This window comes from Aeromicrobium sp. CTD01-1L150 (assembly GCF_041951745.1).
Lineage (GTDB): Bacteria > Actinomycetota > Actinomycetes > Propionibacteriales > Nocardioidaceae > Aeromicrobium.
Genome location: NZ_CP169555.1, coordinates 2,827,826 through 2,852,340, shown reverse-complemented (window position 1 = coordinate 2,852,340; position 24,515 = coordinate 2,827,826). Strand labels below are relative to the sequence as shown.

General features: G+C 65.2%; 17 protein-coding genes, 3 tRNA genes and 1 pseudogene. 8 read left to right on the top strand and 13 right to left on the bottom strand.

Annotation, left to right across the window (positions count from 1 at the left end; translation table 11 throughout):
- The first annotated feature begins 2 nt into the window (after positions 1-2).
- The 4 genes from ACEVFP_RS14070 (at position 3) to ACEVFP_RS14055 (ending at position 6,501) form a co-directional block, all read left to right on the top strand.
- Positions 3-2,534 carry an ATP-binding protein gene (locus ACEVFP_RS14070; protein ID WP_375000083.1) on the top strand — a complete coding sequence of 844 codons (2,532 nt, stop codon included), beginning with the start codon at positions 3-5 and terminating at the stop codon, positions 2,532-2,534.
- A gap of 76 nt (positions 2,535-2,610) precedes the next feature.
- Entirely contained in the window at positions 2,611-3,870 is a 1,260-nt protein-coding gene (locus ACEVFP_RS14065; protein WP_375000082.1) for a hypothetical protein, read from the top strand.
- Entirely contained in the window at positions 3,867-6,251 is a 2,385-nt protein-coding gene (locus tag ACEVFP_RS14060) for an ATP-dependent DNA helicase (RefSeq protein ID WP_375000081.1), read from the top strand. The genes ACEVFP_RS14065 and ACEVFP_RS14060 overlap by 4 nt, the downstream gene beginning before the upstream one ends.
- Before the next feature lie 22 nt (positions 6,252-6,273).
- Positions 6,274-6,501 carry a hypothetical protein gene (locus ACEVFP_RS14055; RefSeq protein ID WP_375000080.1) on the top strand — a complete coding sequence of 76 codons (228 nt, stop codon included), beginning with the start codon at positions 6,274-6,276 and terminating at the stop codon, positions 6,499-6,501.
- A 65-nt stretch (positions 6,502-6,566) separates the two neighbouring features.
- On the opposite strand, the gene ACEVFP_RS14050 is transcribed toward ACEVFP_RS14055, so the two are convergent.
- Together ACEVFP_RS14050 and ACEVFP_RS14045 are read right to left on the bottom strand one after the other, a co-directional pair.
- Positions 6,567-6,914, bottom strand: coding sequence for a hypothetical protein (locus ACEVFP_RS14050; protein ID WP_375000079.1), 348 nt, complete (start codon positions 6,912-6,914; stop codon positions 6,567-6,569).
- Positions 6,915-6,919: 5 nt separating this feature from the next.
- Positions 6,920-7,399 (bottom strand): hypothetical protein, encoded by a 480-nt coding sequence (locus tag ACEVFP_RS14045; protein ID WP_375000078.1) that lies wholly within the window; start codon positions 7,397-7,399, stop codon positions 6,920-6,922.
- A gap of 500 nt (positions 7,400-7,899) precedes the next feature.
- Between ACEVFP_RS14045 and ACEVFP_RS14040 the strand changes: the two genes are divergently transcribed.
- Positions 7,900-12,519 (top strand): LAGLIDADG family homing endonuclease, encoded by a 4,620-nt coding sequence (locus ACEVFP_RS14040; protein WP_375000077.1) that lies wholly within the window; start codon positions 7,900-7,902, stop codon positions 12,517-12,519.
- 13 nt (positions 12,520-12,532) lie between these two features.
- On the opposite strand, the gene ACEVFP_RS14035 is transcribed toward ACEVFP_RS14040, so the two are convergent.
- Complete coding sequence (locus ACEVFP_RS14035) at positions 12,533-13,843, bottom strand: hypothetical protein (protein ID WP_375000076.1); 1,311 nt, start codon at positions 13,841-13,843, stop codon at positions 12,533-12,535.
- A gap of 89 nt (positions 13,844-13,932) precedes the next feature.
- Positions 13,933-14,580 (bottom strand): DUF2637 domain-containing protein, encoded by a 648-nt coding sequence (locus ACEVFP_RS14030; RefSeq protein WP_375000075.1) that lies wholly within the window; start codon positions 14,578-14,580, stop codon positions 13,933-13,935.
- A gap of 56 nt (positions 14,581-14,636) precedes the next feature.
- Here ACEVFP_RS14030 and ACEVFP_RS14025 point away from each other — a divergent pair, with 56 nt between their 5' ends.
- A complete protein-coding gene (locus ACEVFP_RS14025) occupies positions 14,637-15,419 on the top strand; it encodes a hypothetical protein (protein ID WP_375000074.1) in 783 nt (260 codons plus the stop codon).
- A 38-nt stretch (positions 15,420-15,457) separates the two neighbouring features.
- On the opposite strand, the gene ACEVFP_RS14020 is transcribed toward ACEVFP_RS14025, so the two are convergent.
- Positions 15,458-15,877: an HNH endonuclease gene (locus tag ACEVFP_RS14020; protein ID WP_375000073.1), complete on the bottom strand. Its 420-nt coding sequence runs from the start codon at positions 15,875-15,877 to the stop codon at positions 15,458-15,460.
- Between the two features lie 172 nt (positions 15,878-16,049).
- On the opposite strand from ACEVFP_RS14020, the gene ACEVFP_RS14015 reads away from it, so the two are divergent.
- Complete coding sequence (locus ACEVFP_RS14015) at positions 16,050-16,223, top strand: hypothetical protein (protein ID WP_375000072.1); 174 nt, start codon at positions 16,050-16,052, stop codon at positions 16,221-16,223.
- A gap of 184 nt (positions 16,224-16,407) precedes the next feature.
- On the opposite strand, the gene ACEVFP_RS14010 is transcribed toward ACEVFP_RS14015, so the two are convergent.
- The 7 genes and pseudogenes from ACEVFP_RS14010 to ACEVFP_RS13980 form a co-directional block, all read right to left on the bottom strand.
- Positions 16,408-16,481, bottom strand: a tRNA-Glu gene (locus ACEVFP_RS14010).
- A gap of 100 nt (positions 16,482-16,581) precedes the next feature.
- Positions 16,582-16,655, bottom strand: a tRNA-Arg gene (locus ACEVFP_RS14005).
- A 423-nt stretch (positions 16,656-17,078) separates the two neighbouring features.
- Positions 17,079-19,676 (bottom strand): DEAD/DEAH box helicase, encoded by a 2,598-nt coding sequence (locus ACEVFP_RS14000; RefSeq protein WP_375000071.1) that lies wholly within the window; start codon positions 19,674-19,676, stop codon positions 17,079-17,081.
- Positions 19,677-20,360 carry a DNA methyltransferase gene (locus ACEVFP_RS13995; protein ID WP_375000070.1) on the bottom strand — a complete coding sequence of 228 codons (684 nt, stop codon included), beginning with the start codon at positions 20,358-20,360 and terminating at the stop codon, positions 19,677-19,679. It abuts the gene before it with no gap.
- Between the two features lie 94 nt (positions 20,361-20,454).
- Positions 20,455-21,408, bottom strand: a complete 954-nt coding sequence (locus ACEVFP_RS13990; RefSeq protein ID WP_375003842.1) for an IS1595 family transposase — start codon at positions 21,406-21,408, stop codon at positions 20,455-20,457.
- 36 nt (positions 21,409-21,444) lie between these two features.
- Positions 21,445-22,320: pseudogene (locus ACEVFP_RS13985) on the bottom strand (hypothetical protein); the annotation flags it as partial.
- Positions 22,269-22,883, bottom strand: coding sequence for a hypothetical protein (locus ACEVFP_RS13980; RefSeq protein ID WP_375000069.1), 615 nt, complete (start codon positions 22,881-22,883; stop codon positions 22,269-22,271). The gene ACEVFP_RS13980 and the pseudogene ACEVFP_RS13985, both read right to left, overlap by 52 nt.
- Positions 22,884-23,098: 215 nt before the next feature.
- Here ACEVFP_RS13980 and ACEVFP_RS13975 point away from each other — a divergent pair, with 215 nt between their 5' ends.
- Positions 23,099-24,163 (top strand): hypothetical protein, encoded by a 1,065-nt coding sequence (locus tag ACEVFP_RS13975; protein ID WP_375000068.1) that lies wholly within the window; start codon positions 23,099-23,101, stop codon positions 24,161-24,163.
- A 145-nt stretch (positions 24,164-24,308) separates the two neighbouring features.
- On the opposite strand, the gene ACEVFP_RS13970 is transcribed toward ACEVFP_RS13975, so the two are convergent.
- Positions 24,309-24,382 (bottom strand) — tRNA-Trp (locus ACEVFP_RS13970).
- Between the last annotated feature and the right edge of the window lie 133 nt (positions 24,383-24,515).

Here is a 24,515-nt window from a genome sequence, read left to right as displayed (position 1 = left end):
CCATGACCCAGGCCACCAAGCGGCACCGCGAAGCCGCCCGAGCTCTCGACATCGGCGACCAGCCACTGTGGCCGACGACGCTACGCGGACGGCTTCGCGACGGCCGCCTGCAAGGCATCGACGGCAGCGTCTGGCTTTACCGCGGCATCCCCATGTCACCGGTCGCCGACGCACGAGACTCCGCCGACCTCGACGAAGCCGCCCAGCCCATGATGAAGGCCTTCCACGAGCTCTCCAAACTCGTCAACGCCCCCATCAAGCGACGACGACTCGCCTCGAGCAGCTACCGCGATGTCCACATGCTGCTGGTCAACGTTCCCCGCCTCTACCAGCCCGACCGAAACGACCCGCTGGCCGAATATCTGCGCCAGGCGTACCCGTCGGTGATCACACCTCGTCGGGTCGCGCTCTTCGGCGTCCGCCTGCACGACAAGATCGGCGGCGGTGGCGGACTCCTGGACGCCGTCGACTCCGTTGTGGAGACCATCGTCTCGGGAACCACCCCACTGTCGGACTACGATGCCGACTTCGCAGAGATCGAAACCTGCCTGGATCGCTCCGGAATGCTCGTCGCCTCGCCCGATGACATCCGCCTGGCCAACGCCTGGTGGAACCATGGCCGCAGCGCGGACACCCCGACCGTCCGTCACGCCGACCACCTGCACTTCTTCACCGACGTCGACTCCCTCCGCCTCGCCGAAGCCGAGGGCCTCAAGAGCTGCGCCAACTGGAGCGACATTCCCGGCCAGCACGCCATCACCTTCGCCTCGATGGCCGAGCTGGACCTGCCGATCGGCGAAGACATCACGATCGACTCCACCGATCCCACAGCACAGTGGGTCTGCGACCTGATCGACGCCGACGCGCTCGCCGTCTCCATCCGCGCCAGGATCGAACCCGCGGCCATCACCCGCGAGGAGCTGAAGTCGAACCGCAAGAGCGTGCGCGACGACATCAACGAGCGACACAACCAGGGCAAACTCTCCGACGCCGAGCAGGAAGAACGACTACAGACCATCAGCGGCGTCGAAGCCGTCTACGCCCGTGGCGAAGGCACCGCCACACTGGCCGGAGCCTCCGTCCTGGCCGCCTTCGACGGTCAGGTCAACGACGTCAACCGCCGCGTCTACTCCCAGAGCCCGGCCGACCTGACTCCGATGAGCTGGCGACAGTCCGGCGCACACACCGAGATGATGCTGTGCAGCCCGTACCGAGCAAACCCGAACCTGCTCGACCTGCCCTCGCAGAGCGTCGCCTACTCCGGGTTCTCCTCCCTCTCGGTGGTCGGAGACCACGACGGCGCCACCATCGGATTCACCGAGCTCGACAACCAGCCAGTCAAGCTGAGCCCCAAGGCAGCAGCCTCCGGCGACGACCTGCCGATCTGCTTGGTCTGCGGCGCCACCGGTTCCGGCAAGACCCAGTTCGGGCTGTTCGTGGCCGATGAGTTCACACGCATGAAAGTGCCGGGGATCTTCATCGACCCCAAGATGACCTCCGACCACAGCGACGTGGTCAAGACCATCCCGAACCACCAGATCTCCTCCCTGGACAGCCTCGTCGACTCCGACGGCGTCTTCGACCCGATCCGGTTCTCCAGGTCACCCGACGTCGCAGCCGACCTCGCGACGAACATGCTCCTGCAGATCAACCCCTTCGGCGGCAAACGTGCCGACTATGAGGTGCCGCTGCAGAAGGCGATCTACTACGGCGTCAACCGTGGAGCCACCTGCGTCGGGGAAGCGCTCAAGATCGCCGACCGTGACCTGGACCTGCCCGTCGAGCTCGTCTCCCGCGTCTTCGACCTCACCGAATCTTCACCACTGGCGCGCGCCTGCATCGGAGTCGAACCCGGAGGCAGCCCGCTGAGCGTGCACGAGGGGCTGACGCTGATCAAGGTCGGAGACGCCAACCTGGCCATCGAGGGCCTGGAGAAGATGACCCCCGAACAGATGACCGTCACCCAGCGCGTCACCCTCGCCCTGGTGCGCATGATGGTCTACGGGTCCGCGATGGCTCTGGCCGGACTCGGAGGTGGCGTCCTCTACCTCGACGAGGCGTGGACCTTCCTCAGCGCCGGTCGCGCCGACATCGACAGGCTGGGACGCATCGCCCGAAGCCAGGACGTGCTGCCCATCTTCTTCACCCAGAAGGTCTCGGACGCACTCAACGCCGGCCTCGAAGGGTTCATCTCCCGCGGCTTCATCCTCCATATCAAGGACCCCGACGAAGCCCGGGCCGCCTGCCGCGTCTTCAACATGGAGGCGACCGAGGAGCGGATGAAGCGGATCACCTCCAAGGCGACGATCGGATCTCACGGCGGCGGCACCAAACCGAACTGGGACTCCCTCAAGGCCTTGCGAGACGAGACCGGTGACGTCGTGCGCGGCGCCGTGGCCTACTACTGCGACCTCGCTGGACGCGCCGTCCCCCTTGAGATCGCCCTGCCACAGGGCTTCCTGGACAAGTCCTCCACGACTCCAGAAGAGGTCCGCCGCCGGCAGCAGGAAGCAGCGGCCAGAACAGCCGCCTGACCCCTCGAAGCGCTGCCGCATCCGCCTGCGCAGGAAGCCTGTGCGAACGTCGCCTGCTGCCGCGTACCTAGAAGGCATGCCCGAGACGACGAACACTGCAGGTGTCTCCTACGGACCGCTGACGGCCCCTCTGCCACCTCGTGTGGCCGACACCGAGGCACGTTCTGTGGCCCTGGAGTGGAAGGCCGGCGAGATCAGCGACCCCGTCGCTCGCCAGAGGATCGCCGAGCTGATCTTCCGAGCAGACGTCCTCCGCCAGGTCGCCTGCGAGATCCAGACCACCCCGCAACGCCGACTCGACCTGATCGAGGACCTCGAGCAGGTCATCACCCACAAGATCCTCGACCCCGAAGCGAACGGGCTGCAGATCCAGCGGCTCCAGACCGCCTCGGCATGCGGGTGGGCGCGGCAGCTCGCCCGCAGCGCCACGACCTCGCTGCTCCGGAACAGGTACGGCGCCAAGGGTTCCCGCCTCATGCTCTTCGCGCCTCGAGAACTGTCAACCGCGGGCCAACCGCACGCTGATGCGGTCAATCGCAAGATCAACGACATGCTGGACACGCTCGCTGCCGAGACCGACAACGAGCTCATCACCGCGGACGACCCCGACGAGCGCAACCACGTCGAAAACGTCCTCGACAAGTACACGAACGCGGCCCGCTACACCCGAGGCGCCGACCGCATCCGTCACCAGGTCGCCGCGATCACCGAAGGACTCCGCCTCGAGCCGGCCACCCGCCTGGACCGGCGCGCCGACCGCGACCACATCCTCAGCATCATCCGCAACGACCAGCGGGCCGCCCGCCGCTCACTCGAAGCCTTCGTCGCCGTCGTCTTCGACGGAGAAGACCCCGACGACGTCGAACCGGTCGAACCGCTCCTGATGTGCGTTTGGGACGACCAGACCCCCGCCTCGGCCCGACGCATCCTCGAGTTGTGGCCGGACATCGTCACCTTGATCGTCGAAGGCGCCAACGCGGCACGCAGCCGCCCCTCCGAACAGCTCGCCCGCACGTTCAAGCGCACCATCCGCCGCATGATCCCCGCCGACGCGACCTGGCGAGAGATCTCCGAAGTCCTCGGCGACTGCTACCTCGCCAGCGAGTGCGAGCCCTACAACGCCTTCGCACCACTGACCGAGACCCAGCGCAAAGCCCGCGAGAAGGCCTCGATCATCTCCCGATCCCGCACCGATGCGACCCTGCAGTGGGCCAGCGACTTCCCCGGCAGCCCGCTGGGAGCCACCGGCGAGCGGATCTGGGCCCGCCTCACCCGGACCTTCGACGACCTCCTCGAGGACAGCCAGACCCCCGCAACCGACGCCGACGCAGCATGAGCGACCACGACGTCTTGGCAGCGGCAGTCATCGCCGCCACCGCGAACCTAACCGCACAGCCACGGCCCGGGCAGCTGAGCCTGTTCGAGGACATCACCGACGCGCTGGGCAACTCAGGGACCCACATCGCCGGACAGGCACCGACAGGAACTGGCAAGTCGCTGGCTTACCTGGCGCCGGCGATGAGCGCCGCATGTCGAGGCGAGCGCACCGTCATCTCCACCGACTCTCTCGCGCTGCAGGACCAGATCGTGTCCAAGGACGCTCCCGTCGCCGCCGAAGCCTGCAAGAGCATCCACGGCATCGCACCTTCCGTCGCAGTCCACAAGGGCTGGCACAACTACGCCTGCGCCCGATCGGCAGTCGACAGCGCCCAGGACATCATCCAAGACGAGATCGACCGACTGATCGTCGACGGCGAACCCGAGCCCGCCGCCGCCCTGGCTCGCGCCCTGCATCAGATCACCTCATCGCGCCACCTCGCCTCCGAGCACCTGCAGGCCATGGCTGCTCTGGTGAGACAGAGCCGAAGCGACGATGCCGACCTGACCGCCTGGGCGATTGAGGCCAGCGCCGCGGGCCACCCCACGTCGGCAGACCGCTCCAGCTACGACGGCATCGCCACGGATCGACAGTGGGGTCAGGTGACCGTCAGCTCGGCCGCGTGCGTCGGCGCAGCGAAGTGCCCACTCGCCGAGTTCTGCATCCCCACACAGGCCAGGGTCGATGTCGCCGAGGCTGATGTCGTGGTCACCAATCACACGATGCTGGGAGTCCAGGCAGCCAAGGGAGTGCCCGTGCTGTTCGGCTCCGCGACCATAGGCGACTTCGACCACCTGGTCATCGACGAGGCCCACGAACTGCCGGCCAAGGTCCGCGCCCAAGGAACCAGCGAGATCTCAGGAACCACGATGGGCAGGCTGCTCAGCTCACTGGAGCGAGTCATCGACGCCCAGTCGCCACGAGAGAAGGCAGCGTTCGCGCACGCCGGGCAGGTGGCCCAACTGCTCGATGAGTCCTTGGACGAGGCCTACCGGAGCCGTGGCAAGATCAGCAGCTTTCAGACCCAGGCCATCATCGAACCAGACGAGCAAGGCCTGCCCGGCGAGCTCGCCGAGACGATCGTCCGCTCCCTGACACCGTTCGTGAAGGTCCTGCGCAGGATCGCCCGCAAGACCAGCGGCACCGCGACCGAACTGAAGGCTCGCCGGCTCGCCGACCGCGTGACTGCTTTCCTGACCAACGTGCAAACCTTCGACGACGGAACACCGGGATACGCCCGCTGGATCGACAGGAACCGGGACGGACACACCGCAGCGATGGCAAGTCCGGTCGACGTCGCGCGGCTGCTTCGCCAAGAGTGCTACCAGGCCCCCATGATGCTGCCTGCCGCCTGTGTTGACCGACTCGCCGAGGCCGGATGCGTCGACGTCCACGGTGCCACCGGTCACGACCAGAGCTGTCTGGCGCCCGAGCCGGGAGACGAGGGTGATGTGCCTCGTCCTGCGATCGAGGTCGGCACCGGGCGCGTCCTGGCGGCCACCGAGCTCAACGTCTGTGCCGTCTCGGCCACGATGCCGGCGACTCTGCCGGCCGAAGCCGGACTGGATGCCTCCGTGGTCTCCTACCCGTCACCGTTCGACACCGCCTATGCCGCCAGCGCCTTCTGGGTGCCACAGGCGGCCTCTGAGGCCGACCAGGACGCTCTGAGACGCCCCAAGGCGTCCAGGACGGCACTGGACACCTCTAGGCACCCTGAGTGGGCCGCTGAACGTGTCGTGGACGTGGTGCAGGCCAACGGCGGCTCGGCGCTGATCCTGGCGTCTACCAGCGCCGCTGGTCGTCTCTACGCCGACGTGCTCCGCAGCCGCCTTGGCCGGCAGCTGACCGTGCTATCGCAGTGGGACGGAGCCTCCAAGCAGCACCTGACCGCTCGATGGAAGGCCGAAGCCACATCCGTACTGGTCGGCACCCGGTCTTACATGACCGGTATCGACGCCCCTGGACCGACCTGTTCGCTTGTCGTCGTCGACAGGATTCCGCGCAACCCCGCCAGCCCGGTCGACGAGGCGCGCCGCCGGCTACTGCGCGACCGGCTCGGCTCGGCCGCGCCCGACATCTATGCCGTTGACGCCGCACTGCTGCTGGAGCAGGCGGTCGGCCGCCTGATCCGCTCCGAGGACGACAGCGGCCTGGTCGCCGTGCTCGACCCGCGGCTGCACAAGAAGCCGGCGAACTCGGCGTTCCGCTACCCCCGCGGCAGCCGCGAGCTGTACGTGGCACCGCTCAAGAATCGCTTCGGTCACGCGTTCTCTCAGTGGGAGGACGTCCGAGGCTGGCTCGCCGGCCGAGATCGTCTCCGCCGACCGACCGCCGCCTGACCGAAAAAGGGAGCCGCACACTGTGTGCCCGATCGCCGACCAGTCTCGCCAGGCCGCACGCAGCGACCTGGCGACCATCTACACCGAGCACACCCCGTCACTCGAGATCATCGGGCCGGCGCCTAGCGACCGCGAGCTCGACATGGCCATCTTCCTCGCCTCTGCCCTGCAGGCACCAGACAATCGATTCAGTCTCGCCGTCGCCACGATTCTGAGTGCCGTTAGGCCGATCCCGCCCGACCAGACCTGACGGCCGGTTGAGACCGCCACCGATTGCGGCACCTGACCTGGGGTCCGCCGGTCGGGCAACTTCGGTCAGGCGCCGGGCGCCGGAAAGTGGCGGTCACTGAGCCGCTGCATCTCGAAGGCTGCCAGAAGGCGACCGACCGACTTGGCGAACTCGACCTCGGCGTCGCTTTCGGCGGCCGCCAACAGATCGAACAGGGCGGTGGGTCGCCACTGTCCCGGCGTGGCGTCGGGGTCCTCGCGCACAGCCGCGAGATGGTCTGGCAGCACGTCAATGATCCGCAGGGCGAAGCGGCGCCGACTGGCACCCATGACCGAGTCGACCGAACGCATGTGCGCGTGGCGCGACAGCAGAGCCGCGAGGGTGTCGGTGGCCTTCTGGGCGCTCGCGTTGGGGACCACGGTGAAGTCGCTCATGTCTTCTAGGTACGCGGCGGCCTGAGACGTTTGCTCATCGCCGCCACCTCATACGTCCACCGCTCCCGGGAATCGCGGATCAGACGATCCTCGGACACGCCCAAGAGGTGGGCGATGAACGTGCCGACGGCGCGAACCATAGCCGCGGCCGCCATCAGCAGTCCGGCGTGGCTGAGCCGGTCAGCCCGGGGGACGTCTTCGGGAGCTTCGCCGGTGATGCAACGCCCCAACCCCTCCAGGAGTCGACCGGCTTCCGCGGTGCTGGAGCAGCTTGCCGAGGCCTGCATTCGGGCACCGATCAGCTGAGCGGAGTGTCCGGCCTTCAGATGGTCATCGGTGACCCGAATGAACAGGGAGTTGATCAGGTCCAGACACGACTCGAGTGTCTCGGCAGGGGAGAAGGCGTCGAAGATCGCGAGGGAGTCGCCAGTGGCGGCGCACTCCCACATCGCGATGGCTGGCCCGAGGCCTGGTGATGCGGTCACGTGGACTTCTATGCCGACACGCCGTGACCAGTCAACAGACTCCCTCACGGCTTCGCTGCTCACCGAACCATGAGTAGGCAGGGCGCCGAAGACCGCTGGAATAGCAGGTGAGAATGAGCCTCGGTTTGTATGTAGTGCTCACCTTACTCACTCGACACACACACTAGTGAGTAGCGATTATCCCTCTGCTTGCAGTCGTATCCGACCCGTTACTCACATTACTCACCAGATTCGTGATGCCTCACCACGAGGCACGAACAAATCGCCCTGATGGGTCACCGGAGAATCATTCACTCGAATCCATACATGCACATACTTCTGAAACGGTGAGTAAGTGAGTAATCGGCCGAATGCACCTGGAACCGCAGTGAAAAATGTTACTCACCCCGGTGAGTAATTGCTCACCGTGCACACCGAGAACCCGCCGCACGGACGATTCAGGCTCCTGGCCGGACCGAACTCACCGATGACTGGTTCGCGGCCAGCGACATAGAGACACCATGAGTAACACCTCCAAGAAGGCCGCATCGGCCGGTGTCGACTTCGAGCCAAGCGACTACGCCGCCGCGGGAATCACCGGATCCGGCGCCGTCAAGCTCGCCAGCTCCGCCGTCGCCCCCCTGATCGCCGCCGCTCGCGGCTACGCGACCGTCACCGCAGACACCACCGCCGACGACCGCTCGAGCATGCAGGTCCCCGACGCCCGCAGCGCCCAAGGCAAGCGGCTCCGTGAGTGCCTGCGCGAGGCAGGCGACCTGCTCTACATGCCCTGGTTCACCTGGGACACCCTCGCGATGTCTGAACGCATCGGCGGCCTCATGGCACCCAAGACCGTGCAGTTCCGGCCCTCTACCCCCAGCTCCGACCCTCGCGACCCGGACAAGAAGCTCAAGTACGAGAACCTGCCCAACATCGGCACCCCCATGGGAGTGCACCCAGCCACGCCGGCCGACTGGGTCGGCGACGCCCCCGAGGTCGTGTTCTTCGAAGGGCTGCTCAAGGCCGACGCCGCCCTCGGAGCCTGGCTGATCCACCACGGAGCCAACGCTGAGGACCTGCACTGGGACGGCGACGGCGACCACCGGAGCCGGCTCCGCGACCTCATGGAGCGCGTCGAGACCGACGACCGGATCCTGTTCGTGGCCCTGTTCGGCGTCGACAACTGGCACGGCAACCACGAGTGGAACTCCCTGACGCTTCGCGACCGGCCCGCGACGGTCGCCTTCGACGCCGACCTGGATTCCAACCACAATGTCTGGCGCGCCGCGGACCACCTGCGCTCCTACCTGCTCGACACCAAGCACGCCGCCACCGTCTCGTTCCTGAACCCCACCACCGCCACCTCCGACGGCGAAGTAGCCAAGGCCGGCGTCGATGACTACCTCGCCGCCGGACACACCTGGTCCCAGCTGCGCGCCACCGCCACTGAGACGATGCCCCCCAGGCCGCCACGCCCCGAGGGAAACCCCGGCGACTGGCGCGTCGCCCCATCCGGGGCAGCGATCGAAGAATGCATCGAGCGCAAGGACGAGACCGGACGCGTCATCGGACAGCGCTGGGTCCAGCGCGTCGGACTCGGAGGCCGGCTGCTCTCCGTCGGATCGCGCCGACGCCCGCTGCCTGCGGAGATGACGTCAGGAAAGATCGACAACGACTCGGTCGACCCACGCAACACCACCGCGGTCGTCGACATGGAGGTCACCTGGGAGGAGAGCGGCCAGCAGCACCACGCCGTCATCAGCGGACCAGCCGAGATGCTCATCGAGCCACCGGAGTCCTGGCACCGTCGCTACCGCGGAGAGATCTTCGTCCCCACCGCACTGGTCCGCAACGACCAGTGGCCGCCCCGGGGCAAGGAGGGAGCCGGGTTCTTGCGCGCCGTCAAGGCCAACCGCGCCGACGAAGTCGCCGACCGAATCGAGTGGACCCGGATGGGCTGGCTGCCCTCCGAGGACGGCACCCCGGTCTTCGCCATGGGAGCCGACGTGGTCTCCGACCCCGGCGCCGAGGACAGGACCCACACTGACGTCGTCCGCGAGCTCACCGGCGCCGACCGGTTCGGCCTCGGAGCACGCGACAACCGCGGATTCGACGACGACGAGTACCTCGAGCAGGTACGCCGAGACATCCTGCGCAGCTGCGAAGTGCTGCTCACCGGCGGCGCGTGGCGCAACCCCGCCCACGCTTGGCTTGTGCTCGCCTCCGCATTGCGCCCGGCCATCCCCTTGGACGGCGGGGTCGTCCTGTCCTTCTGGGGCGTCCCGAACAGCGGTAAGGCGCTGACGCTGGACCAGAAGATCCCGGTACCAGCCACCGAGAAGTTCCCAGACGGCTGGGCCCGCAACGACGAACTCGGCGTCGGAGACGTTGTCTATGCCCCAGACGGGACTACGACGAAGATCGCGGCCGTTTCTCCCGTCGTCGATGACCTCGAGATGTTTGAGATGGAACTCAGCGATGGCCGCCGGATCACAGCAACCTCCTCACACCTCTGGTCCGTCTCCACACATGCGACTCGTGCGCCTGCCCATCAGGAACGAGGAGAATCGACCCGACGCCGGCGAACCGAACTCGCAGAGAGCCTCAGGCGCATGGCCTCGGACCTCTCCAACACATCAAGCGCGACCGTTGCGCAGCTGAGACAACTGACCGGTCAGAGCGACGGACACATCCGCAAGACCTTGGCTGCCGCTGGGGTGCCCCACGAAACGATCTGGGCGTCGATCGGCCAACCGCGGAAGGTTCACGGGTATGACGCACGAGAGGTCACCGACGCTCTGGCTGGCATGGGGGTTGACGCCCAGTTCGAACGCGACACCGTGAGCGTGACTGGGGTCGCCAACAGGACCGGGTGGGATCGGAAACGCGTCGCGAAACTATTCCGGAGACGCGGCCTGGCATCGACCAAGCACATCGATCCTGACAGTGTTGTCTCCCGGCCTCTGCAGGTCTTCCCCGTGGCGGAGTCACTGCTCGCTCTCGCCGACCAGAGTGAGAGGCATGTGTTCACAGCGCCACGGAACCGCGTGATGACCTCTGCCGAAGTCGCCGACCTTCCCAACGGTTCTCAGCCGGCACTGGACCGCCCTCAACCGCTCCTCGGACGTGCGGTCCCGACGGACGTGGACCCGTACACATTGGGAGCCTGGCTTGGCGATGGCACCACGACTTCAAGCGGATTCACCACCGCCGACGCCGAGATCATCGAGAGAATCGTCGCAGCAGGTTGGGTCGTCAAGCGCTGGCCCTCCTCGGCATACGGGTACGGGATCGCTGGTCTCGCTGTCCGCCTCCGGAGCATGGGGGTACTCGGGAACAAGCACGTTCCCGTTGACCTTCTCCGTGCATCGTTTGCCCAGCGCCTTGAACTTCTCCGGGGTCTGATGGACACGGACGGTTCAGTCAATGCTGGGTCCGGGGTGCTGGAATTCACGAGCTGCAGCGAACGTCTCGCGCGGGACGTGGCGGAGTTGATTCGGACCTTCGGGATCAACCCGAGAGTGTCAGAATCGGAGGCCGCGATCACCGAACGGGATAAGAACGGCAGTACGTCGCGACGCGTTGTCGGGCGCCGTTGGCGAGTGACGTTCCGTTCCGATCTAACTGTGTTCACTCTTGCCCGTAAGGCTCGCGTTCATGCACAGCACGCGATGGTCAAGAATGTCGAACACGTCACCATCAAGTCGATGACCAAGCGGCCGCCTGTCTCGGCCCGTTGCCTCACTGTCGATCACCCGTCGGGACAGTTCTTGGCGGGGGACTTTATCCCGACGCACAACAGCTACTCCGCCGGCACGATGATGGGGTTCTGGTCAGCGATGCCCGGCGTCTGGCACGACAAGATGCTGCCCGGCAACGCCAACGACACCCTCGCCGCCACCGAGATGGCCGTCTCGCGCTCTCCGATCTGGGTCGTCGACGACCTCACCCCCTCGACCAGCAGGTCGAAAGCGGACTCCGATCAGGCCAAGATCGACGGCATCGTGCGCGCCATCCACGACAACACCTCCAAGCGCCGCGCCGGCGCCTCCATGGAGGGCGAACGCACCTCCTGGCCCGTGCACGCCCGCGTCCTGGTCATCACCAGCGAGAACCGGCTCGCGCTGCACTCAGCACAGACCCGGGCCATCAACGTCTCCGTCCAGTCCGGACAGTTCCTGTCCAAGGACCGCAAGCCCACCAACGCCATCAACGACCTTTGTCGAGTCGACGGCGCCCCCTCGCGGGTCACGCGAGCATTCGTGAAGTGGGTCCGCGACTACAGCCGCAAGCTCGGCTGGGACGACATGATCACCCAGCTCGACCGTCGCCTCGCGACCCAGAAGACCTCGATTGCCCAGCTCATCCAACTCGACGGCGAAGCCTCCGACCGCGTCGCGTCGACCGCCAGCCACCTCACACTGACCATCGACCTGTTCGGGCAGATGTGCAGCGACCTCGGGATCATCGAGGACCTGAAGGAGCTCGGGGTCGAGTTTTGGGGAGACAACCCATCGGCCGGCCAGAACATGCTGATCACGATCGCCGAGCAGATGATGGCCTCCAACCGCGGCTCCAAGCCCGGCCGGGCCCTGGTCTCCTCACTGCGAGGCTGCCTGACCTCCGGCCAGGCGTACGTGGAGAACGCCCACGAGCCCGGCAGCCCGCCGTCGATGGGCGAAGGCAACGAGCTCGACGACCGGCGGCTGGCGTTCGACCTGGGCTGGGAACTCGGCAGCGACGACAAGATGCGACCTCGAGGCCGGTACAAGATCGGCTTCTTCATGCACCGCGAGTACGCCGGCGAGAAGGTCCCGATCATCCTGTTCGATCAGGACACGGCGTTCCAGGTCGCGCAGTCCAACTTCCCGGCCTCGATCCGGCCCGGGCAGACGTCGGAGTCGTCCTGGATGTCGGTGTGGTCCGAGGGCCTTGGATCCGCCCTCGTGAAGCGCCGCACGAAGGACGGCGGGGAGACGTTGATGACGACTTGCCAGGTGATGGTCGATCGTCGGCGTTACTCCGGCACGCCGGTCGAGCTCGACGACCTGTTCGCTGACCGCACGGCTGGCACCGAGGACGACATGGAGGAGCTGAGCAACGTCTCCGAGCTCGACGCACGCCGCAGCAAGGGCGCCTGAGGCCAGACGCACTTCAGTCGTTGTCGAGGAAGATGCGGTTGAACAGCGCGGCAGCGTCACCGCGGTCGGTCGTCGGCACCCGGAACTCGCCCGTCGTGGTGTCGTCGCTGCCCTCCTCGGTCAGTGCCCAGGTGACCTCGACGAATGTGGCTTCGACGTCTCGAGCCAGGATGACGTAGTCGTCGAGGTCGCTCGTCCATGGCCTGTTCGGGCGAAACGAGTCAGGTGTCAGGGTGACCTCGACGTCGTCTCCGCGAGGTGCCCAGCTCACCGGGTCGTCGGGACGGGCAGGCTGGAAGCTCCGCAGCGCCATGTCGCCGATGATGCCGGTGTAGCGAGGGGTGATGGGCTCCACGACTTCGACGTAGTCGGCGGCGTCCACGTCCACGTGGTCGACGACCTCGCAGTTGTGGAAGGTGACCGCCAGGTGTGGCTTGGGGATCTGCCGGTCGTGGCTGATGACGGCGATTCCGGCTCCGGCGAGCGCGGCTCCCAGGAAGTGCTCGCGGCCGCGCGCAACGTACTCTGCCTTCTTGTTTCGCCAGTTATTGAGAAGTTCCTCGCGAGTCGCTGAATACGTTGGCTGACCCAGCGGCCTGGGCAGCATGAACGACGTTGTAGAAGTCGACCGGCCTTCCTCCAGCATCATCCCCAGGAAGTTGTCCTCGGCCTGCCGGTAGAGGTAGTCCAGCGTCTCGTCGATGTGTCGCAGGCAGCTGACGTGCCCGAGCACCTCGATCTCGAGTTCGATCGGTGGCTTCGTGCCGCCGCGTGCCCGTTCAACGAGAGCATCGATCTCCCCGGACTTGGCCTTGCGGGTGCTGGCGGACGCGCGGACGTAGATCGCACCGTCCTCGAGAACGTCGCGGTCCTTCGGACTGCCAGCTTCGACTTGAAGATCCTTCCGGCAGGTGTAGATCGGGTCGCCGTCTTCCGGCGGTGGCGCGAGGATGAATAGGACCTCGTTGTCGTCGACGGGGAGCCGGCCGAACTCGAACTGCCGTGCTCCCGATCCCAGGTAGGGGCGGAGCTTGTTCTCAAGCTCGTGCTGCTCGGTGCCCCGAGGGATGCCGGTGGCCCCACCCTTCGCAGCGCCGACGACAAGCACGGCGTGGCCACCGAAGTGCTTCCCCGCCGTCGTGGGCTGCCGATTGGCCGCGCCGAGCAGGAACTTCACTACCTTCGCCAGGTCTGGCTTGTAGGTGAAGTCGAGGGCGCTCTTGATCTCCAGGTAGTGCGCCTCGGCCCCATCGCCTACGGCGACGACATGGTCGAGTATTCCCTGCCAAGCCCGTTCGCCGAGGGGCGCTCTGCTCGTGTCCACGACTCTCCTGCCCTGATCCGATTCGCCGGTGTCCATGGGCATCATCGTCGATGCAGACCAGGCGTGCCCGGGTTTGTGCACAGGAGGTGTCAACTGGTGAGGATGCGGTGCCAACCGGTCCGTGATCGCTGCGGGAGCTCGGCGGCGATCTGACCGAACGACTTGCCTTGCTCCTGCATCCGTCGTGCCTCGGCGAGGACTGCCTCCGACAGTGGCTCGCTCTTCGTCTTGCCGTTCCTACGAGCCTTGCCATTGGGGGCGCTTCGCCGGGCCGCAGATGCCTCCCGACGCAGTCGCTCCTTCTCCTCGGCAATCAGGTCACCGGCGCGTCGACGCACGATCATCATGAAGCCCTCGATACACAGCGCCAGGCTGATCGGGGCGATCGCGTGCACCGTGCGGGCCTGCCACAGCTCCCATCCGGTCCCGGTGGTGACGCTAGCGGCGTTGCCGTAGACGCTCAGCACCACGCCGATACCGGTCATCATCCACCCGTAAGCCGTGTTCTGCTCGCAGATCGTCGCGTGCAGCGTGGTCATGGCGCCCACGACGATGAGCCCGTCGATGCACAAAGGCACGAGCAGCGCCAGCGTCGGATCGACGCCTGCGTCGATCGAGAGCCGATACAGCCCGGAGTAGGACAACGCGGCCGAGCACAGCGCCACCACGACCGTCACGACCGCTGTCGTCGACCGTAGAGCCCGGTCGATCCGCGACGACAACGCACCTGGGCCCATACGCGCAAGCCTAGGAGGCAGATCCGACTGAGTTGGGCCCCGCGTACCTAGCTGACATGAGCACTCACATCCCCGCGCGCCAAGCGAAGGGCACCCCAGCCGGCGGACAGTACGCACCGAGCAACCGTGTCTCAGACGAACTCGAGTCCCTCTCCGACGATGAGGTCCTGTCGGACCTCGTCGCCGAACGAGAGGCCCTGACCGACAGGGTCGTACGCCGAAGCATCATCGACCTGCGCAGAGATCTCGGACTGAGACAACCGGAGGCCACCTGTATTCGCTTGGAGCTGGGCCAGGATGAACGGGGTGTGGAGGTCAGCGGCGTCGACGTCCACCTCAACGGTCGCTGGAAGAGGACAGCGGATGATCCCGCGCTGGCGGACGTCGCTGTGCGCGTCGAGAAGGCATTCGACGCGCACAGTCGCGAGCACTTGTACCGCCAACGAGGACCATGGATCGCGATCGACACCCACGGCTACCTCGGAAACGGAAGAGTCCGGCTCCCCGGTGGCCAGAAAGTCGATCTCGTCAGCGCCTCGAGGGTAGATGCCAGGGCATTCGAGGCGACCCTGATGGACCGCAACTGCGGTTCCACTGGCGTCGTGTACATGGTCGCCAAACCTTGGCCACCCGCGTCCGAGCGGCCAACCCACACCGACTACGCCGTCTATGACCAGACATTCGACCGCCACGGCAACCACGAGAGCATCGTCTACGGCGTGACCGAGCTGTATGACTTCGGCGAACCGGACCGCGAGGCCGCCAGCGTCGCAGCCAAGGCGAACAGGTACGTCACCGATCAGATCAGGCATCGGATCCGCAGTAGACTGCTCCGTTGACCAGCGAACGGAGTTCCGACAAATACTGCTCAACTGGTTCAGCTCGGCGCCACCGGCGTGATCAACAGGCGCATGCCCGCCTCGGCCGGCGTCCGATTGCCCTTGCGGTGGTTGCAGCCACGGCAGGCGGCGACGGTGTTCGTCCACGTGACCAGTCCGCCGCGGGAACGGGGAATCAGGTGATCGATCGTCTCTGCCGGATCCAAGCAGTATGCGCACATTCGATCGCGCGCCTTGACCGCCTCTTTCGTGCAAGTCGGTGTATGGCGGTACCTCCAGCGCATCACCAAGTACCGGACCAGGCGCAGCCCCTTCGGACGCGGCCACGGCCCGAAGGTCTGTCCCTCGCGGACCTCCTCGACCACAGCAACCATGCGAACCAGCATCCGGATGGCGTGCTCCATAGAGACACGGTGCAGCGGCTCGTAGCTGGCGTTCAGCACTAGATCGGCGCTCATCTGCCTCTCCTATCGCTTCCGGTCGTGTGGCCGTTCCGGACAGAGCGAGACCAGAGATGGTGTGCCCGGCCGGGATCGAATCGGCGACCTGCCGATTACAAGTCGGCCGCACATCCGCATGGTGCTTCGGATGCGTCGGGAGTGTCGGTGGTCGCCCGTACACTCCTCGGCGATGCCAGTGACGATCGAGACCCATATGCAGCAAACCCCGCCGGACCATCGTGGCGGCTACGACCTCGCGATGGACACGGTTGTCGTGTCCGGCGAAACGTACGACGATGCTTACAGTGCGGCTGAGGCCAAGATCCCGGACGGGTGGAGGATGATCTCGGTTCGCCGGATCTGACTTGGTGCCTCGCCAGGGAGTCGAACCGGATGCCTCCGCACTACCAAGGCGGCGCATCTCCCCATGTGCTTGCGCGGCGAGTGGCCCGTTGTGCAGCGCAGGCGGGACCGCCCTGCTGTTGCCCCGGAAGGGTGATGCTGGTCGATACGGGAGCTGCTCTGCCGCTGAGCTGCACCTGGCTAGGTACCCCGGACCGGATTCGAACCGGCGCTTCCCTGCTTGAAAGGCAGGTGTCCTGGGCCGCTAGACGACCGGGGCTCGGCACTGTTCCGCGACGGTGTCCAGGCGGCGTCCCGCACGAGGTGTGCGAGACGTCCCTCGTGCCCGTCGCGCGGACACACCCACTGGCGCCTGTCGGTGCTCCTCGCAGGGCTCGAACCCGGGACCTCCGGCTCCGGATGCCGGCGCTCTGTCCACCTGAGCTAGAGGAGCGGGGGAGGGGTCACGATTCTGGCGACGACGGCACTGTGCGTTGTCCTGCTATAGCGTCCTGGGCTCGATTGATCGCTTGGACAGCCTGTTCCAAGGACCCTGAGGCGACTCGCAGTTGCTCGCTAGCTGTAGCTATGGATGCGACCGGGTCAGACCCGCCCACCTCCTCAAGGTCGAACGCCGCAGTGGATCGCTCGATCGCCCGCGTGAGCCGGTCCAGGAGGGTCCTGGCAGATGCCGGTACTTGCCAGATCGTTCCGAGAATCTCGTAGGCCTCAGGAGCCGGGACTGGATCGCCGCCCAGTCGTGAATGGTTCACCGCGCGCAGGGACTCGTGCGCGTCGTCGAGGAGTCGAACTATGGCCGCGGTCTCCATCCGCCGATCCTGGCAGCCGCGCCCGACATCCTGCGCCCTGTAACGGATCAGTAGTCGCCGGCGAGATCCGACTCATACAGGGCCTTAGCGCTACGCGCCTCGCGGATGGACTGGCGGACGTGCGGCTTGGTGATGTCAAGGACACGCAGCGACCCGCCGGTCTCAGCCACGGACTCGATACGGCGGAAGTCGCGTGCGAACCGTTCAGCGAAGTCGGCGAGCCCACGCAGTTTCGGCAAGGCATCGGAGAGGTGGTGGCCATGCGGGTCCACCAGGTCGACAACCACCTGTCCGTCGTGCGCGGTTCCAAAGAAGATGAAGTCAGGCCGGAGTGCCTTCCAGGCACCCACCTCGTCCTTGTACGCGACCGCCAGCGACTCTTTCGCGGCGCGATCGGGGTTGCGGTACCAGCCCTTGAACCCAGGTTGACCAGCCTCGGAATCGAGAACCTTGCGCTCCCACTCGTTGAGGTTGATCGGGACCGTACCGTCGGCTGCGGCCATGAGGTGCATCGTGCGTGTGGGCAGTTCTTCCTCGGTGCCGTCTGGGTGGCGCACCTTGGTGTCGCTCTGCGCTGTTTTCGGAGCTGTGAGGTTGATCGGTTCCGGTGTCGTGGACATCGCCTCGAGCGCATCGTACTCGGCTTGCCGCTCGTCGGCGATCCCCTTGCGCGCGACGCGTGTCTGGGACAGCCACTGTCGCGCGAGCGCATCAGCTTCTTCTTCTACGGCCTGGCCGATCTCCGGCACCCGACCCAGCGAGGCAACGGTGATGTGCGCTTCGACCAGATCGTCTTCGTCACCTTCGGGTCCGACGAGGTGATCCACGTAGGAGGAGCACAATGCTGGGCTGAGCACACGGGAAGCAGAACGGTAGTAGTCCTCAATGGCTCGCGGGTCAGCACTGACTGAGAAGGACGTGTAGGAGAGTCCTCCTCCAATCCGCCCGCGCACCTCTTCACCTTCCATGGTGATGACGTCTTCGCGGGCTTTGGCGACTTTCTCCTTGTACTGCACCGCTCGGCCATCTAGGGCAGCGTGAAGATGCTGGGAGGCCTTGTCGACGGCGTTCTCCACGAGCTGGTCCTTGGACATTGCCGCCGCCAGTGCTGTGAGCCGGCGGATGGGTTTGACGTTCTTCTTCGGGATCGTCACTGAAGGGACGCTCGCCAGACGCTCCCACACGGTGGGCTCGATTTCAGGGTTGGGGTGGAGAGGGATCGGGTCGAAGAGGACGCGGCGGCCCAGTCCGCCACCTGCGTCCTCGCCTTGGTCTGCATCTTTGCTCGTGGCGCCCTTCATCAACAGCTCGGCGACGCCGGTTGCGGTCTTCCGGTCAAACAGGGGCAGGAGGCAGTCGACTGAGTTCAAGAGCTCGTTGCCGGGGATGCGTCGCGCCAAGGGTGTGCGGATCATCCGTCCGAGCAGCTGTGTGATGTGGGTTCGATCCTTGGCGGGCCGGAAGGAGACGAGGACTTCGGCTCGTGGACAGTCCCACCCGGTGGATATCGCACTCTTGGCCAGGAGCACGCGCACGTGCGATGCGTCCTGGACCCGTTGAGGCTTGATGTAGGGAACGACCTGCTGGCCGATGGTGATGTCCGGGTGCGTGGTGCCTCTGTATTCACCGAAGACGTTTGCCACAGCATCTTGTCCCAGCGCGGGCCAGGCGGCATAAATCGTGTCGAGAGTGCGTGCGAGCGTCTCCTGCGACGGCTTGTCCCCGACCTGCACGACGAGCAACGGGTGAACGATCTCGGTATCGCCCTGCTCCAGCGCGTACTCATGCCAGGCAGCTGAGGATGCCTTGACCTTCTCGACGGCCTTGGTCAGAAGCACGGTCTCGAACGCACCGTCTTCGGCAGGGATCGAAAGTGTGATGTCGTCCTTCAGCAGACCTGAGGCTTGGACGAGCGAGGAATCGACTTGTACTGATGGGAGCGCGTCACGTCCTCTGGCATCCTTCATTGCCATCTCGAAGCGTTCGACGGTGGCCGAGATGCCGAAGACCGTCGGCATGGGAGGCACCGTGCCGTTGCCGTTGATTAGCCGCTGCACGATGGTGCTGCGGTCACTTGCGCGCGTGCCCATGCCACGGTGAGCCTCGTCCAGGACGAGATAGAGGGTGAGGTCCTCGTTGGCGAGTGTGTTCGTGATCGTGTCGTAGATCGATGACTGCACCTCGTCGGGACGGGGCTCCAGTCCGGGCAGGGTGGTCCCCAGGGTGGATCCGGGGGCGCCCTTGACCAGGCGGGAGTTCTTGCTCAGCTTCTGGGTGTTGAGGAAGTAGACGTTGCCTGGTCGGAACGAAGGGTCGGAGAAGGTGGTGGGGACGACGCGCAGTCGTGAGTCCAGCTCGCTTGCAGCCGCCTGGATGCGTGCTCGCGACTGTTCGTTGAGTGCCGGGTCGTCGGAGAACCACAACACGACTGCACCTGGGTCAGGGGCCACGTCGAACTCGTCGTTGCCGAAGAAGAGCGCTTCGATGACTGCTGCAGCCATGACGGTCTTTCCTGCACCGGTGGTGGCCGTGAGGGAGAACTGCGAGAGCGCGCCGTAGCGGTGGTATGAGTCGCGGGCGCGCTCGAGATTCCGCAGGACGTCACGGACGGCTTCTGCCTGGTAGTCCTTCAGCGTGTAACGCATCTACTGGCTCCGCCCCGTGTTGATCTCGAAGTTCTGAAGGTAGGACTCGTAGAGACGGACCGGGACGACGTCGCTGGGAAGGTCTCGACACACCATCTGGAAGGCGCTGTCGTCGTCAGTGACGATGAACGCAAGCCTGACTCCCTCACTCTGTGCCAGGGCAGCCGTGAACTCGTCGGCTTGGTCCAAGTTCTCGAGCACCGCGTAGGTCTCGGCAACGTCCCAGCCGGATTTGCCCAGGTCGCGGATGATCCGGCCACGGGACCCTGCTCGAAGCCACAACATTGGCGCGACCCGCTCGAATGCTCGGTGGTGACGCACCGTCAGCGGGGCCTCGTACGTCAGCGTGAAGAATCTGGCGTTCTCCGCGAATCCATCTGATGCGTGACTGCCGTCCTCGTACTCCAGTTCCACTGGGTGCCCGTCGGGGCGGAGACCGGTGAACGCCGCATGGATTCGAGGTTTGGTGACGTTGTGGAATATGCCATTCGCTTCCCACTCTTCATCCCCAGGACGAAGTCCAACCTCACGGAGACGGGGTTGCTCGGCGGCGGAAAGCTCATTGTTTGTGACTGAGATCGAGCGACGACGGCCCCCGTCTGCACGGTTGAGCATTGCAACCGCATGGGCCGTCGTTCCGGATCCGGAGAAGAAGTCGAGAACCACTGCATCCTTCTTGTGCACCAAAACAGGCTCCAACGCGTCGCGTGTCGCATAGAGCGACTTTGGGAAATCAAAGACACGGCGTGCTTATCCGCTTGAGTGCAGTAGATGATTCTCAGCCTCCCGTGAGGTCTTTCAGGGGGTGGGGATCGGTCTCGACGGCCTGCTGCAGGAGTCGGTAGAAGAGCATGCCGCGGGCTCTGGAGTTGCGCCGATTGAAGCGGAACGTGAACTCATCGAGGTAGTAGGGCAGATGTCGGCGACTGAGGTTGTGATGCAGGGTGCCGGCTGTCCATCGCTTCAGCAGCGAGGAGACGAGGTGGGGTCCGGGAGTGACCGCGTCGATGTTCTCAACGCGAAGACTGTTCTGAGTGCTCGGGCTCACCTGGTGTCCGTATCCCAGCCTGGGAAGGCTGAGGAAAGCAGCGGCTCCGTCGGTGTGGATCATCGTGCCTGGGGTGATCACCTCGCGCGCGAAATCGACCATGTCCTTGCTCCCGGGTCGGCTGGCGACCTCGAGGCGAGCCCTACCTAGACGACCCGCCGCGGTGCGTTCGACGGCGATCGTGATGGGCACCTTGGCGCTGCCGCTGCCTGGTTTCCAGGGAGTTCTGCCGCCGAGGAAGCTCTGATCCAGCTCGACGCCGACTGGTCGCCCCTGGCGATCCGTGCCTCCCAGCAAGTCACGCCCAGGCCTGACCATCGCGCGTCGCAGCTTGTGCAGCCAGGCCCAGGCAGTCTCATAGGAGCCGAACCCCAGAGCATCCTGCAAACCCTGCGCCGAGACACCGTTCTTCTGCGAGGTGATCATCCAGATCGCGGCGAACCAGGTCGACAACGGCGTGTGGGAGCGGTGGAAGATCGTGCCGGCAGTGACCGAGGTCTTCACCGCGCACGCGCGGCACATCCGCAGTCCGCGACCGGTGATCCAGCACTGCTCGTGACCACACCGCGGGCACTCAAACCCCGTCGGCCACCGCAGAGTGGCCAGATACTCACGGCAGTCCGCATCATTGCCGAACCAGGACCCGAACTCCTGATACGTGCGGGGGTAGTCGACGCCTCCCACTGGCCACTGCGCGGACACGAAATCAGGTTACTGCACTCAAGCGGATAAGCACGAGACACGGGCGTTTAGCAGTTTTCGAAGGACGACCGAGCCATGCCAGCCTGCATCGTGACGCGCACGCTTCCAGACCGTTTTCGCTCGGGCTAGATCGCGTTGCATGACGAGAAGGGCGGTCCCTGATTGCTCGTCATAGCCAGAGATTGCCACTTCACCACGGTCAATCTTTGATCTGACGCCGTTGGGGACATAGCTGATCGCCCAGCCCTCTGGTCTAAGGACGGACTTCACAAGGCCCCTCTGGAGAAGTGAAAGCAGTGTTTCTGGTATCGCCTGCCAAACTCCGAGGGTTCCGTCACGGCGGAGCGGCCAGACTGCGACCAGTCCATCGGGCGTTTCAGATGCCTCTCGGTTGCCGGGCAACCACCTGTTGGGGTCACCCTTCACTTCTCCGGAAGAGATCCGTTCTCGAAGTGTCCGTCCAAGGCTTACGACGCGCCCCAACTCGGGGTCAACGAAGATCGGGTAGGCCATGCCAAGACCATCTGAAGGGCTGGCGTTGGTGCCTGCACGCAGCAAGCCCTTCCAGAATCGAATGTTCCGCTGGGTACCGCCATCCGAAAGCAAGTCGTCTTCAGTCGCGTGGACCCCCGCGTCGCCGAAGAAGCAGTACAGCGCGTACTCCTCGACACGCGCGAAGCGCCCTTGCGCCACCCCCTTGGGGTTGATCACGATCGTGATCATCTGGATATAGGCCTCCGGAAAGGTCTGTTCAAGCAGTAGTCGGAGCCGGTGCACCTCATGCTCATCAATCGTGACGATGAGGACTGAGTCATCAGGGTTTAGCAGTTCCCGTGCGATCATCAGTCGTCGTTCCATGAACGCCAGCCATTTTGAGTGGCGGTAGTCGTCGTCGCCTTCGACGTAGTTGTTGTTGTACTTCCAGTCCTTCGCGCCGGTGTTGTACGGGGGTCGATGTAGATAGCGTCGACAGAGTGCCGGTGGGTGTAGGTCAGCATCTCCAGTGCGTGGTAGTTCTCCGCGTTGATGACCGTGTGGAAGGGCTTGTCAGGACCGCCTCGTTCGACCCGCCCTGTTTCGATCAGACCGGGGTAGATGCGGTCGTTGAACTCCGCCACCACCACGAGGTCGTCGGCCAGCGCAAACTGGGTCTCCGACTCCTCGGCACCCAGTTCTGTGAGATGGGCCCTCCGCTGCCCGTCGGCGCGCTCGATGCGTGTCACCCGCCAGAGCCGCTGGTCTGCGGCGTGTGATGTTCCGCGGGACGGCAGCACGCGCACCTTGTCACCCCGGCGCACTGCTCTGCCTGGCAGCTCGACAGCTTCAGGTTGGTGTTGTTCGAAGACGAGGCCGAAGGTGCGACGCTTGGTGAGTGCGCTGATCTCCGCTTCGAGGTCGGCGCCGAGCTGAGGGTCGGCCTTGCGTGCTTGTCTCAGAAGTTCAGTCAGCCTTGACAACGCCAACCCTTTCCGACTGCATCGCCCGGCGTGACTCCATGGCAGGAATGCTACTCAAGTCGCCGTTCACACGTTGTACTTCGATGAACCCTGCACACCTGCTCGTGTACTCGCGGCGGCCGATGGGTTCGCCGTCACCTCCCGCCCACAAAGGTGAGGGTGCACTTTTCCTGATTCTGCCCGGTCCCGGGCCGGCCGGTGCCATGATTCCGCTCATGAACAAGGGCAAGACTGGCGCGGGCGAGTTGATCGCTAACGGGATCGGTCTCCTCACAGGTGGTGCGTCGGTGGTGTGGATCCTTTGGTGCACCTGGATCGCCTTCGTGGGCGGGAGGATGCCGATCATCGGTTACGAGACCGATGGCGGGATTGTGTTCGGGCTTGGCTTCCTCTTCATCGGATCCCCGATACTTCTCACGCTGGCCTACTGGGTCTCGATGATCATCGCGTTTCCCGTCATCGCAGTGCTTGCATGGTTCGATACACGGGATGGTGACGGCGGGGAAGAGCCGGAGATCCCGCCTTACCCGGTATTCCACGGGTTCACTTCCGAGCAGCTCTACGGTGAGCCGCACCAGATGGAGAGGGCGAAGTACGAGCCGGCGCTTCGCGCTCACGGCGGCCAGTGCATGGAGACGATCTGCGTGTCCGAGTCGCGGCACATCTCACCTGGCGCACCTTGGCATCTGGCGCATGACCACACGCGCGGCCCGCGTGACTACCTCGGTCCGGCTCACCCCGAGTGCAATGAGTTCGAGTCGGCCCTTCGAGGCATCACGTGGGAAGGGACTCACTTCCTCACCCCGGTTGAGGTCCGCGAAATCTGCAGCCGGCTTGGCCAAGACCCTCCTCCTCCGCCCGCTGGGATCTACGAAGCGACCACCGTGCGGGCTTGGCTGCATCCTCGACGTCAAGGAGACAACTTCTACCTCGCCACTGACTTCGTCGTCGATTCTGGACCGTACGCCGGTTGGTCCATCGCGGAGTTCCTGGAGCCGGTCGGGGCGATCGGGGAGAACGGTGAGCGAGTGGGTTCCATTGCGAACCACGACGCCCCCGACTACTTCTGTGTGCAGGAGGAACTCGACGCACTGCTCACCGAGCGTGGTGTTCGCAGCATTGGAAACCACCCGTTCGGGGTCGCGTACGAGATCAGCTCTGTCGAGGCCGCCGTGCTCGGCGTGTCTGCATCGATCACGGTCACGCCGGACCATCCGGATGAGAGTCGCCCGTTTGGGTACCCCGTACGTCTCTCTGCCGTGTCGTACCGCCGCTGGTGATCACCATCGGCTGTGGCTGGCTCTGTCCAGCCGTCGGTAGGTCGGGAGTGGGACCCCACGGCCTTGTGAGCGTTAGCCCGGTGCCATTCCGGCTAGTCCTTCGACCGACCATGGGTCCGGTGCCCGTGGGACCATCCACGATTCGCAGAGACGGCAGGAGTCGAACCTGCATCCTTCGGTTTTGGAGACCGACGCTCTAGCCAGTTAAGCTACGCCCCTCTGTTCAGTTGCGGTGCTTCTGTCTCTGTACGCGGCATCGCGTCGAGTTCGCTCGACCGGGCAAAGAGAAACCGCCTGCGGGCGGGTGTCCCAGCAGGCGGCCATGAGGCACGAGTCGAGTGTGTCTACATGA